Annotated in this window: 12 protein-coding genes; all 12 read right to left on the reverse strand. The window is 63.3% G+C overall.

The window, feature by feature from the left end:
* Positions 1-55: 55 nt before the first annotated feature.
* Positions 56-1,621: an FAD-dependent monooxygenase gene (locus tag ABIB00_RS19350; RefSeq protein ID WP_354105460.1), complete on the reverse strand. Its 1,566-nt coding sequence runs from the start codon at positions 1,619-1,621 to the stop codon at positions 56-58.
* Positions 1,622-1,897: 276 nt separating this feature from the next.
* On the reverse strand, positions 1,898-3,070 hold the full coding sequence (locus ABIB00_RS19355; protein WP_247353081.1) for a thiolase family protein: 1,173 nt from the start codon (positions 3,068-3,070) through the stop codon (positions 1,898-1,900).
* Positions 3,071-3,225: 155 nt separating this feature from the next.
* Positions 3,226-4,815, reverse strand: coding sequence for a phosphoglycerate dehydrogenase (gene serA, locus ABIB00_RS19360; protein WP_247353079.1), 1,590 nt, complete (start codon positions 4,813-4,815; stop codon positions 3,226-3,228).
* A 119-nt stretch (positions 4,816-4,934) separates the two neighbouring features.
* On the reverse strand, positions 4,935-6,107 hold the full coding sequence (locus ABIB00_RS19365; RefSeq protein WP_354105461.1) for a phosphoserine transaminase: 1,173 nt from the start codon (positions 6,105-6,107) through the stop codon (positions 4,935-4,937).
* Positions 6,108-6,186: 79 nt separating this feature from the next.
* Positions 6,187-6,393 carry a hypothetical protein gene (locus ABIB00_RS19370; protein ID WP_354052574.1) on the reverse strand — a complete coding sequence of 69 codons (207 nt, stop codon included), beginning with the start codon at positions 6,391-6,393 and terminating at the stop codon, positions 6,187-6,189.
* Positions 6,394-6,551: 158 nt separating this feature from the next.
* Positions 6,552-7,016, reverse strand: a complete 465-nt coding sequence (locus ABIB00_RS19375; protein ID WP_354105462.1) for a GNAT family N-acetyltransferase — start codon at positions 7,014-7,016, stop codon at positions 6,552-6,554.
* Positions 7,017-7,041: 25 nt separating this feature from the next.
* Entirely contained in the window at positions 7,042-7,596 is a 555-nt protein-coding gene (locus tag ABIB00_RS19380) for a glutathione S-transferase family protein (protein WP_354105480.1), read from the reverse strand.
* Positions 7,597-7,702: 106 nt separating this feature from the next.
* The gene (locus ABIB00_RS19385; protein ID WP_354105463.1) at positions 7,703-8,581 is read right to left on the reverse strand and encodes an outer membrane protein; all 879 of its coding nucleotides are present in this window, start codon (positions 8,579-8,581) and stop codon (positions 7,703-7,705) included.
* Positions 8,582-8,749: 168 nt separating this feature from the next.
* The gene (locus ABIB00_RS19390; RefSeq protein ID WP_247353070.1) at positions 8,750-9,577 is read right to left on the reverse strand and encodes an outer membrane protein; all 828 of its coding nucleotides are present in this window, start codon (positions 9,575-9,577) and stop codon (positions 8,750-8,752) included.
* Between the two features lie 226 nt (positions 9,578-9,803).
* Positions 9,804-11,021 (reverse strand): MFS transporter, encoded by a 1,218-nt coding sequence (locus tag ABIB00_RS19395; RefSeq protein ID WP_354052581.1) that lies wholly within the window; start codon positions 11,019-11,021, stop codon positions 9,804-9,806.
* 96 nt (positions 11,022-11,117) lie between these two features.
* Positions 11,118-12,464 carry a phosphoglucosamine mutase gene (glmM, locus tag ABIB00_RS19400; RefSeq protein WP_247353069.1) on the reverse strand — a complete coding sequence of 449 codons (1,347 nt, stop codon included), beginning with the start codon at positions 12,462-12,464 and terminating at the stop codon, positions 11,118-11,120.
* A gap of 221 nt (positions 12,465-12,685) precedes the next feature.
* Positions 12,686-12,853 carry a hypothetical protein gene (locus tag ABIB00_RS19405; protein ID WP_247353068.1) on the reverse strand — a complete coding sequence of 56 codons (168 nt, stop codon included), beginning with the start codon at positions 12,851-12,853 and terminating at the stop codon, positions 12,686-12,688.
* Positions 12,854-12,938: the final 85 nt, after the last annotated feature.

Here is a 12,938-nt window from a genome sequence, read left to right on the forward strand (position 1 = left end):
GGTTGAGCGAAGCGACACCCGTGAAAGGTCCCGCATATCGCTCCGCTCATGCGGGCTACGCGGATGCGCGCGCCGCGGATTCGCCGAACCATCGCGATGCGGCCTGAGCAGCTTCCTCCTCGTCGGCCGCATCGTCACTGGCCCACGCGACAAAACCATCGGGGCGCACCAGCACGGCGCTCAGGCCCAGCCGATCCCTGGCGTCATCAGCGACGTAATCGATCCGACCACTCCAGCGGCTCGCAAGCGCTTGAAGCGGTGATCGAGCGTCAAAATCCAGCAATAGACCTTTCGCCGTCCGGAGGCGTTCTCCGACCGTCGTTCCATCGAGCAATTCGAAATCGGGAACACTGCGGCCCACAAGCGGATGGCTGCCGCCGGGATCGTAGCGGAGCGAAACGCCGCGCACGCGTTCGGCGAAATAGCTCGCACCGTCCCGGGTCTCGATCAGATCGCGCAGGATGACCTGGAGCGCGCGCGTGCTCGGCGTCGGCCGCATGATCGCCACTTGTGCACGCGACCAGTCGAGGATTTGCGCGCCGACAGGATGCCGCTCACGCGAATAGGTATCGAGGAGATCGGCGGGTGCATCTCCGCGGATCGCCCCCGTCAGCTTCCAGCCCAGATTCATCGCATCGCCGAGACCGAGATTGAGGCCTTGGCCGCCGAGCGGCGAGTGGATGTGGGCGGCGTCGCCGGCCAGGAGCACGCGCCCCTTGCGATATGTCGTGGCCTGATAGGCCCGATCCGTCCAGGTGGCGGCAAGCCGAAGCGCTGTGATGGTGACGTCCGTGCAGGAGACTCGTCGCAGGACCTTCTGCACATGCTCGGGTGTGATCGGCTCCGTCCGGTGGAAGGCACCACCGTCGAAATCGACCATCGCGATCGTCCCTCGCTGCGCAAAGGTATACATGCCCGTCGGCGTGTAGTTGCGGCCCGGGCTTAGCTTATCCGGATCGGCCAGCTCGACTTCGACGGAATAGCCTGTGAATTCGGGGGCGGTGCCGACGAAGTCGAAGCCTCTCATCTTGCGCACCGTACTGCGGCCGCCGTCGCAACCGACGAGCCAGCGTCCCCAGAAGGTCTCGCCGGCCGCCTGCACCATTACGTCTTCGTCTGAAGCAGCAACGGCATCGACGCCGAGGCCGCGCCGGATCTCGACGCCCAAGTGGCCTGCGCGCGCGGCCAGAACGGATTCGAGAGTTTCCATATCGACCGCGACGCCGGCATCGGCCGGCGTCGGCAGACGCCAGGGCCACTTCGCGACATCGATGTTGTCCTGATAGAACTGGATGCCGGCGAAATGACCAGCGGGCCGTCGGGTCTGCTGCATCCAATGGGCAGCGGACGTGATGGCGCCTGAGGCAACGTGCTGCGCGGCCACGATATCGTCCAGCAAGCCACGCCGGTGGAACGCCTCGAGCGTGGGGATCGAAAGGCCGCGCAGGCCGAACGGGAGTTGCTTCAGCGCCGAATGCGGGTCTTGCGATTGCTCCAGCACCAGGACCTGGAGACCGGCGAGCCGCAACTCGCACGCGAGAAACAGGCCGACTGGGCCGGCACCCGCAACGACGACGTCGTATGGACTAGAGGATTGCAGATTTGAGGATTGAGTTTGCATGAGACGCTCCTGTGGTCGATGTTCGACCGGAGCGTTCCCTGGGCTTCGAGAATCACACGGACGAACGATGGGGCGCCTTGGCGGCGTCCGATGTTCGTCGTGGGGATCTCGTGCACAAGGCCAAAGACCAGAGCTTTCGTTACCGAAAGGACTTGGGCTCACCAGACCAAGTCTGCCTTTTCCGACACAAGCTATATAGTTTCGTGGCGATCGACGCGCAACGAAAAAGGCACGACGCTTGCGGCGCCGTGCCCTTCGCATTCATGTCGCTTGATCTCAGCTATAGATCTCGAACAGGCCGGCGCCACCCTGGCCGCCGCCGATGCACATCGTCACGACGCCCCACTTGGCCTTGCGGCGGGCGCCTTCCTGCAGCAGGTGGCCGGTGAGCCGGGCGCCGGTCATGCCGAAGGGATGGCCGATCGCGATCGAGCCGCCGTTGACGTTGTACTTGGCGGGATCGATGCCGAGCTTGTCGCGCGAGTAGAGGCACTGGCTGGCGAACGCCTCGTTGAGCTCCCACAGATCGATGTCGTCGATCTTCAGGCCGGTGCGCTTGAGCAGCTTCGGGATCGCGAACACCGGACCGATGCCCATCTCGTCGGGCTCGCAGCCGGCGGTCGCCCAGGCGACGAAGCGGCCGAGCGGCTTCAGGCCGCGCTTCTCGGCGTCTTTGGCTTCCATCAGCACCACGGCAGCAGCGCCGTCCGAGAGCTGGCTGGCATTGCCGGCGGTGACGGACTTGCCGGGGCCCTTCACCGGCTCGAGCTTGGCGAGACCTTCCAGCGTGGTCTCGGGGCGATTGCACTCGTCGCGATCGACGACGTAGTCGACGATGCTCTCCGCTTTGGTCTGCTTGTCGACGACCTTCATCCTGGTCTTCATCGGGACGATCTCGTCCTTGTATTTTCCCGCCTGCTGGGACGCCGCCATGCGGCGCTGCGATTCCAGCGAGAACTCGTCCTGGTATTCGCGGCTGAGCTTGTAGCGCTCGGCGACGATGTCGGCGGTGTCGATCATCGCCATGAAGATGTCAGGCGCGACCTTGAGCAATTCCGGATCGATCGTCTCCTTCGGCGTCCCGCCGCCCGGCATCGAGATGCTCTCGACACCGCCGGCGACGATGCAATCGGCGCCGTCGGAGCGGATCGAGTTGGCGGCCATCGCGATGGTCTGCAGCCCCGACGAGCAGAAGCGGTTCACCGAGACGCCGGCGGTGGTCGTCGGCAGGCCGGCGAGCAGCGCGGCCTGACGGCCGATGTTCGGCGCGCCATGGGCGCAATTGCCGAGATAGCAATCCTCGACATAATCCTTCTCGACACCGGCGCGGTTCACCGCGTGCTGGATGGCGTGGGCCGCGAGCGACATCGGCGGCGTGATGTTGAACCCGCCGCGGCCGGATTTTGCGAGGCCCGTACGCGCATAGGAAACGATGACGGCTTCACGCATTGTCTTCTCCCTTTTCGAACGATTTTGAACGGAGCGTCTGTCGAGGTCTTCTCGGCGCTATTGGTACACAATGTCCAGCGGTCGCGGGAGAAATAAAAACGCCGCCTCCGGTGATGGAGGCGGCGTTGTTCCGCTGGTCGGAATATGTCTGCGTATCAGAACGTCAGTGCCTTGACCTGCTTGACCTGCGGCAGAGCCTGCACCTTGGCGAGCAGATCGGCCGGCACCGCGCCGTCGACTTCGACCAGCGCGATGGCATCGCCGCCCTGCTCGACACGGCCGAGATGGAAGGTCGCGATGTTGATCTTGGCGTCGCCGAGAAGCCCTGCGAACTTGCCGATGAAGCCCGGCTTGTCCTCGTTGGTGACGTAGATCATCGACTTGCCGAACTCGGCGTCGACGCGGATGCCCTTGATGTCGACGAGGCGCGGCTTGCCGTCGTGATAGACGGTGCCGGAGACCGAGCGCTCCTGGCGTTCGGTCGCGACCGTCACGGTGATCAGGCTCTCATAGTCGCTCTGCGCGGCGCGCACGATCTCGTCGACCACCATGCCGCGCTCCTTGGCGACGACGGGCGCGGACACGACGTTGACCTCGCCCAGCATCGGCCGCAGCAGGCCCGACAATACCGCAGAGGTGATCGCCTTGATCTTCATCTCGGCGACGTGGCCTTCATAGGTGATCTCGACCTTGAGGATGCCGGTCTCGGTGAGCTGGCCGGCAAACGAGCCGAGCTTCTCGGCGAGCGTGATGAACGGCTTCAGCTTCGGCGCCTCTTCCGCGGTGATCGAGGGGAAGTTGACGGCATTCGAGATCGCGCCGGTCAGCAGGTAATCCGACATCTGCTCGGCGACCTGGAGCGCGACGTTCTCCTGCGCTTCGGTGGTGGACGCGCCGAGATGCGGCGTGCAGATCACGTTGGGGTGACCGAACAGCACGTTCGCAGTGGCGGGCTCCTCGACGAAGACGTCGAAGGCGGCGCCCGCGATATGCTTGGAATTCAAGGCGTCGACCACGGCCTGCTCATCGACGAGGCCGCCGCGGGCGCAGTTGATCAGGCGCACGCCCTTCTTCATCCTGGCGATCGCGGCAGCATCGATGATGTTCTTGGTCTTCTCGGTCAGTGGCGTATGCAGCGTGATGAAGTCGGCGCGCTTCAAGAGATCGTCGAGATCGACCTTCTCGACGCCGATGTCCCTGGCGCGCTCCGGCGACAGGAACGGATCGAACGCGATCACCTTCATGCGCAGGCCGAGCGCGCGGTCGGCGACGATCGAGCCGATGTTGCCGCAGCCGACGACGCCGAGCACCTTGCCGGTGATCTCGACACCCATGAAGCGATTCTTTTCCCACTTGCCGGCCTGGGTCGAAGCGTCCGCCTGCGGAATCTCGCGCGCCAGCGCCAGCATCAGGGTGATGGCGTGCTCGGCGGTCGTGATCGAATTGCCGAACGGCGTGTTCATCACGATGATGCCCTTGGCCGTGGCGGCGGGAATCTCGACGTTGTCGACGCCGATCCCGGCGCGGCCGATCACCTTGAGGTTGGTGGCCTTCTCGAGGATCTTGGCGGTCGCTTTCGTCGCGGAGCGGATCGCAAGGCCGTCGTAATTGCCGATGATCTCGGCGAGCTTATCCTTGTCCTTGCCGAGATTGGGCTGGAAATCGACCTCAACGCCGCGGTCTTTGAAAATCTGCACGGCTGCGGGAGAGAGCGCATCGGAAATGAGAACTTTGGGTTTGGTCATGGGGATAATCCTCTACCTTCCCTGAAACCAGGGCGGCCTTCGACCGGAATAAGTTGATGTCTCGGAGCGGTTTCTTCTCCCTCTCCCCGTTCTTTCGGGGAGAGGCTAAGAAAGAAAGCTCACGCCGCCTTGGCGAGCGCGGCCTTGGTCTCGGCAAAAGCCCAGTCGATCCACTGCGTCAGCAGCGCGACATCACTGGCCTCGACGGTCGCACCACACCAGATGCGCAGGCCGGCGGGCGCATCGCGATAATAGGCGAAGTCGTAGCCCGCGCCTTCCTTCTCGACCAGCGCCACCAGCTTCTTGGAGAAGTCAGCCTGCGCGTCCTCGGAGAGCGAGGTGATCGCGTGATCGGTGAACTTCAGGCACACCGAAGTGTTGGAGCGGATCGCGGCGTCCTTGGCGAGGAAATCGATCCACGGCGTCTTCGCCTTCCAGTCGGCGAGCACCTTGGTGTTGGCGTCGGCGCGTTCGATCAGCGCCTTCAGGCCGCCGATCGACTTGCCCCAGTTCAGCGCGTCGAGATAATCCTCGACGCAGAGCATCGACGGCGTGTTGATCGTCTCGCCGACGAAGATGCCCTCGTTGATCTTGCCGCCCTTGGTCATGCGGAAGATCTTCGGCAACGGCCAGGCCGGCTTGTAGGTTTCGAGCCGTTCCACCGCGCGGGGCGACAGGATCAGCATGCCGTGCGCGGCCTCGCCGCCGAGCGCCTTCTGCCAGGAGAAGGTGACGACGTCGAGCTTGGCCCAGTCGAGGGCTTGCGCGAACGCGGCCGAGGTGGCGTCGCAGATGGTCAGGCCTTCGCGGGTCGCGCTAATCCAGTCGGCGTTGGGCACGCGCACGCCTGAGGTGGTGCCGTTCCAGGTGAAGACGACGTCGGACTTCGGATCGACCTTGGAGAGGTCGGGGAGTTCACCGTATGCAGCGTTGAGCTTGGTGACGTCCTTGAGCTTCAATTCCTTGACGATGTCGCTGACCCAGCCCTCGCCGAAAGATTCCCAGGCGAGCGTGGTGACGGGCCGCGCACCCAGCATCGACCACAGCGCCATCTCGACCGCGCCGGTATCGGAGGCCGGCACGATGCCGATGCGATAATCGGCGGGCACTTCAAGCACTTCGCGCGTCAAATCGATCGCGAGCTTGAGTTTTGTCTTGCCGACCTTCGCGCGATGCGAACGGCCGAGCGCTGCGTCCTTGAGATTTTGGGCATTCCATCCGGGGCGCTTGGCGCAGGGGCCGGAGGAAAAATGCGGCACGTTCGGCCGCGAAGCGGGCTTCGCTACAGTCATAGTCTACCCTTCCAGATAGTAAGCCTCCCGTTGGGGGGAGGTGTCCCGCCGCGGCTGATACGGGAAACGGGAGGAGTCGTCAAGGAAGTTCCGGGACCTCACGCGCGAGTGATGGCGCCTCCGGCGCGATATCCGGAGCTTCGACCACTGCAAGCGCGTTCAGCAAGCCCGTGGCATCGCTGATCAATTGCGCGGCACGGCGGCGGCTGCCAACTTTCAAAATGCATTTGTCATTGGCCTGCACAACGTAATCGTTGCCGACCTTGATTATCGAATAGCTTTTCATCGAAATCCCCGAACCGACCGAGCCCGGTTGCAGACGCTGCCGTAGCACCGTTCGCTCCCGGTTCCACGTGAACCACGAACGGGTAGTTTATCAGCTCTTAACATGACCGAACACGCGATCCGATTTCGCTGATCGTGCAACGCTCGCGGCGCGTTGCATCAAAAGCGAACAGTCATGCCGACGTGGCTCGATGTAAATCCGAGCCGCTTGTAGAAGCGCTGCGCATCTGTTCGCGTCTGATGAGTCAGCAATTCGACCAGATTGCAGCCGCGCGCTTTCGCTTCGGTCACCGCCCATTGCACCAATTGCTCGCCGATGCCGCGGCTGCGGCAATCGGAAGCGACGCGGACATCTTCGAGCAGACCGCGCATACCGCCCTGCGAGCTGATGCCGGGCAGGATCGCGAGTTGCAGGCAGCCGACCACCCTGCCCTCGCTCTCGGCAACCACGAGCTGGAGATTTTCATCGCGCTCGACCCGCGCGAATGCCTCGTAATAGACCGCAGGCAACGGATCTTCCACGCGCTCGCGTGCGCTCCCGAGACGATCGTCGGCGAGCATCGCGACGATCGCAGCAACATCCTCGCGGCGCGCCGGACGAATGGAGACGGATTCAGCGTTCATTGCGATACTCCTGCCTCAGCGCGCCTTAACGCACCTTGGGAAGCCTGAGAAAGGTCTCGGTTTCGGCGATCCAGCGGCGGACGGCGGCAAAGCGGCCGAGATCGAAGCCGCCCTCATGCGCAACGCGGGTATAGGCGAGCAGCGACACGTCGGCGAGCGAAACCGCGTCACCAGCAAGGAAGCGGCTGCCGGCGAGATGCTGCTCCATGCGGTCGAGCGCCGCATAGCCGCGCTTGACCTTTTCAGGATCGAGCTCGGAGGCGTCCTTGCCGAGATAGACGAGCTGGAAGCGGCACACCGCGATATAGGGCTCGTGGCTGTATTGTTCCCAGAACAGCCATTCGTCCATCTTGGCGGCCGTGAAGGCATCGCGCGGAACGAGCGCGCTGTCGCGTGCGAGATAGCGGATGATGGCATTGGATTGCGCCAGCGTGCGACCATCGTCGAAGGCGACGGTTGGCACCTGGCCGGCGCCGTTCATCTCGAGGAATTGCGGCGTGCGCGTCTCGCCCTTGCGCGTATCTATTTCGATCCATCGGTAAGACAACGCGAGCTTGTCGCAGACCCACTTCACCTTCAGACAATTGCCGGAATTGGTATCGCCCTAGATCCGCATCGCTGCCGCCCCGCGCGTTCAGCGACAGAGCATCAGGAGGAAACAAGGCTGTCAACAGGAAGCGGACGGCTCAGAACTGGTAGCCAGCGCCGACGCGGAAGTTGTTCAGGCCGACCGTGATGTCCTTCACGTTCGAAAAGCCGACATGCTCCCATTCGCCGCGAAGCAGGATGTTGCCGCAGATCGCGTACTCGACACCGATACCGGCCGTCCATCCGTACATGAAGCTGTTGGTGCGCAGCTCAGTCTTGGACAGTGTGTCCGAACCGGCGGGCAGATGTCTATGAACCGTTGTGGCTATGCCGCCGTTGATTACGACGTCGTCGAAGTCATCGTACTTCTGCCAGGATACTGTCGCAAATCTCGAAACTTCGGCGCGTCCGATTGCCAAGCCGGCAAAGGCATACGGCATGAAGTCGCCCCCGTCCCAGCCGACGCGGCCGCGGAAGGTTGCGTAATCCTTGAGCTTCAGCGCAGCACCACCACCGAGCGTGGTGGCGTAGGTATAAGTATGGCCAGTCGGAGCCGTTTCGCCAGGGAGCAATCGCGCCATGGAATCGCTCGCCGAGCTCGACAGATTGTTCATGTAGCTGTAATTGGCCTCGACGCCGAACACCGCATCGTAGAGCTGCCAATTGCGGCCGACATAGGCGCCAAACCCGGTCGACTGCACGTGGTTACTCGGCAGCAGCGCCCAGCCGCCGACCGGCGCCTGGAGGATGCTGTTGCGAAGCATGAAGTCGGTCATCGTCTTTGGGGCGTGACTGAAATCGACGTCGGTCGTGGCAAAGCCGAACTGGCCGCCGACATAGAAACCGTCCCAGTTGTGGGACGTCTTCGACAGCCCGTCCGTGAAGCTGCCGCGCAGGATGGGCAGGTCAGAGAGATCGGCCGCGTGCGCGGCAGAGACCGTCCCCAATATCGCCGCCGCCAACAAAAGCCTACGCATCGAACGCTCCATCGAACTCGAACTTTCGCTCGTGATCATCGCCCGTTAACCTTAACCAATGGTTGCGCCGGGGACTTTCGTCGCGGTGAAGCCATGAAAAATACGCAAAGCAAAACGGCGCGGGATGATCCCGCGCCGTTAAGAAGTCTAAAGCGATCAGGCTGACGATCAGCCCTTGGTGACGAGCGGCGGCATGTAGGCCGGCGGGCTGTTGAGATCCCAGCGCACGCCGAGCTTGATATCGTGTGAGGTGAGCTCCTTGATCTTGATCGTGGACGGACCGGAGGCGCTGTTGTCGAACAAGCGGTAGTTGCCGGGCGCCGCGTCTCCGAGGTTCATGTAGCTGTAGGCCAGTTCGACCGTGAACCCGGGATTGACCCTGTAGGCGAGACCGGCGTGAGCCGCCCAGGCCAAATTCCACTTCCCGTTGTCGGCGAAGTAGGCGACGCTGTTGTTCAGCAACGGGCTGTATGACACGCCGTCGTCACGGAAGCCGCTGATCTTGTTGTAGGAGCCGCCGACACCGGCGCCGATGAACGGCGTGATGCACCACCAGGTGCCGAGATCGACATAGGCATTCGCCATGACGACCCACTCGGACTTGCTGCCGCTGTAATTGTTGGAGCCAACGAAGCCGGGCGCAATGACGTTGTCCGCACCGTGCAGATTGGCCTTGCCGCGGTACTGACCGATCAAGTCGGCGCGGAACCAGTTGTTGAAGCGATAGCCGACGCCGAGATCGAACAGCGGCGAGGAGTCGAAACCGAGCCCCGTCGTCGTGGTCGGGAACGCTGCTGCAGTAGCACTGTCGATGCGCTTGGCGCTCTGGTTGGTCATGCCGACGTCGCCGCGCAGATACCAGCCGCCGAAGTCCGAGGGCGGCGGCGGGGGCGCGTACATCGGAGGGGGCGCTGCGATCGGCATGTCGGCGGCGAACGCCATCGAGGACATCAGGGTTGCCGCACCCGCGGCAAGGAGAGACTTAACGCTACGCATTGGCTTCGTCCTTTTGGCCGGTGAGGCAAATACGGCGCCTCACGTTCTGGAAACTCACGGCCCGGACGATGCCAGCAAATGTTTAAGCGCCACTTAACCCTAATTTTTAAGGTTGATTTTTTCTCAACTCACACGCCGATGCGGCAAGAGCGCTGCAAAAATGCGGCGGCTGAACGTCGCAATTGCTAACGATGTATGAAGCCGCGTTGCGGCAAGACAGGATGCGTTAACGGACGTGCCGCGGCAGCTTGGGCAGGAACACCGCGAGCAGGCCGATCGCCGGCAGATAGGCACAGACCTGGTAGACGAACTCGATCGAGGTGTGGTCGGCGAGCTTGCCGAGCACGGCCGCGCCCAGGCCCCCGATGCCGAAGGCGACGCCGAAGAACACGCCGGAGATCATGCCGAAGCGATGCGGTACCAGCTCCTGCGCGAACACGATGATCGACGACGTCGTCGAAGAGATGATCAGGCCGATGATCACCGAGAGCACCGCGCTCGCATAGAGCCCCGCATAGGGCAGCGCCAGCGTGAACGGCAGCGCGCCCAGGATCGAGATCCAGATCACGATCTTGCGGCCGTAGCGATCGCCCAGGGGACCGCCGAGAAAAGCGCCGACCGCGTTCGCTGCGAGGAAAACGAAGAGATACATCTGCGCCGCCTGGGTCGACACGCCAAAGCGGTCGATCAGATAGAAGATGTAATAGCTCGACAGGCTCGATACGTAGAGCTGTTTCGAGAACAGCAGCGCGACCAGCACGAGGAGCGCAACGGTGACGCGACGCGAGCTCGGCGCGTCGGGATGGGTCTCGATCGCGACCGTCTTCTTCGCCTTGATCTGCGGTTCGTACCAGCGGCCGATGCGCCAGAGGATGAGGATCGCGAGGAAGGCGATCGAGGAAAACCAGGCGATGCTGCCCTGCCCGAACGGCACGACGATGAGCGCGGCCAATACCGGTCCCATCGAGGTGCCAAAACTGCCGCCGAGCTGGAACACCGATTGCGCAAAGCCGTAGCGCCCGCCGGAGGCGAGCCGCGCGATGCGCGCGGATTCGGGATGAAACACTGCCGAGCCGAGACCGACCAACGCGGCGGCGACGAGGATGACGAGATATTGGTGGGCGGCGCTGAGCAGCAAGAGACCGAAGAAGGTCGAGGCCATGCCGATCGACAGCGAATAGGGCTGCGCCTTTTTGTCGGTGTAGTGGCCGACCACTGGCTGGAGCAGCGAGGCCGTGAACTGGAACGCCAGCGTGATCATGCCGATCTGCGCGAAGTCGAGCGCGTAGGTGTCCTTCAGGATCGGATACACCGAAGCGATCAGCGACTGCATGGTGTCGTTGAGGAAGTGCGAGAAGCTGATGCCGGCAAGCACGACATAGGCCGGCCCTGCGGCCGACTTCGCCGCCGGCGTCACGTCGCTGACGACGACGGGCTTGTTCAATGGAATATCCCGGCAGGCGCGGCGAACCGCCGCACGGCCTGACTACGATGACCGGGGCGGCCAAACCACCGCCAATCGTCGATGGCTGGGATGCGCCTAGGCCGCCGCTGCCTGTCCGAGCGCCGAGACGATGGTGTCGACGACGTCCTCGACCAGGATGCGGTCTTCGCCCTCGGCCATGACGCGGATCACCGGCTCGGTGCCGGAAGAGCGGATCAGCAGGCGGCCATGGCCGTTGAGCCGTTGCTCGCCGTCGGAGATCGCCGATTTGACGCTGGTGTCGTCGAGCGGCTTGCCGCCCTTGTGGCGGACGTTCTTGAGGATCTGCGGCAGCGGATCGAAGCGGTGGCAGACTTCCGACACCGGCCGGCGCAGCTTCTGCACCACGGCCAACACTTGCAGCGCGGCAACGAAGCCGTCGCCGGTGGTGGCGTAGTCGGACAGGATGATGTGGCCGGACTGCTCGCCACCGAGATTGTAGCCGCCGTTCAACATCTGCTCGAGCACGTAGCGGTCGCCGACCGGCGTGCGCACGAGATCGAGCCCCTGCCCCTTGAGGAAACGCTCAAGCCCGAGGTTCGACATCACGGTCGCGACGATGCCCGGCCGCGACAGCCGCCCGTCTTCCTTCCAGCTTTGCGCGATCACCGCAAGCAGCTGGTCGCCGTCGACGATGTGGCCGCGCTCGTCGACCAGGATGACGCGATCGGCGTCGCCGTCGAGCGCGATACCGATGTCAGCGCGCATCTCGCGCACCTTCTTCGACAAGGCTTCCGGCGAGGTGGAGCCGCATTCCTTGTTAATGTTGAAGCCATCGGGCTCGACGCCGATCGGAATCACGTCGGCGCCCAGCTCCCACAGCGCTTCCGGCACCACCTTGTAGGCGGCGCCATTGGCGCAATCGACCACGACGCGCAGGCCGTCGAGCGACAGATCGCGCGGCAGCGTGCGCTTGGCGAATTCGATATAGCGGTCATGCACGCCGTCGATGCGGCGGGCGCGGCCGAGACTGGCGCTCTGTGCGAGACGCTTGCCGATGGGCTCGTCGAGCAGCTGCTCGATCTGCTTCTCGACGTCGTCGGAAAGCTTGAAGCCCTGCGGGCCGAACAGCTTGATGCCGTTGTCCTCGAACAGATTGTGCGAGGCCGAGATCATCACGCCGAGATCGGCGCGCATCGACTTGGTCAGCATCGCCACCGCCGGCGTCGGCATCGGGCCGACCAGCAGCACGTCCATACCGACCGAGGTGAAGCCCGCGACCATCGCGTATTCGATCATGTAGCCGGACAGGCGGGTGTCCTTGCCGATCACGACCCGGTGGCGGTGGTCACCGCGCTGAAACGCAAGGCCTGCGGCCTGGCCGACCTTGAGCGCGAGCTCCGGCGTGATCAGTCCGTTGGCGCGGCCCCGGATCCCGTCCGTCCCGAAATATTTGCGGCTCATATCGTCCCCCACGCAACAACCAGGGGTCCCCACTACAACCTTCGGGTGCCCCAACGGGCCCCGCATCCCTGATTTGCTGAGCTCTTATAGAGCCATCACGGCTAACTTGGCTTCAAAAAATATGATCAATCATTACGGAACCCGGCGCGCCACGGCGCCGATAACGTCTTGTTAACACTATATTCCCGGCGAAAAATGCCGAAACAGCGCGGAACCCGCCCCTAGCTGGAGCGCTTCACATGGCCGTCGCCGCGGCTCGGCGCCGGCTGGGTGACGTTGACGGGATCGGAGCCCGGAAAGGTCTCTTCCAGACCTTCTTCCAGCGCTTCCTCGAGATCATGCTTCTCCTTGATCTCTTCCGGAGTCGGTCCGGCGTGCGGTCTCGTCATGGCGACCTCCTCTCCACAAAGGATGCAAACGATTTGGCTGAGCATCCAACCATGCTAGATGACCCCTCGATCTTCCGATGCAAGA

This window comes from Bradyrhizobium sp. LB14.3 (assembly GCF_040547985.1).
Taxonomy (GTDB): Bacteria; Pseudomonadota; Alphaproteobacteria; order Rhizobiales; family Xanthobacteraceae; genus Bradyrhizobium.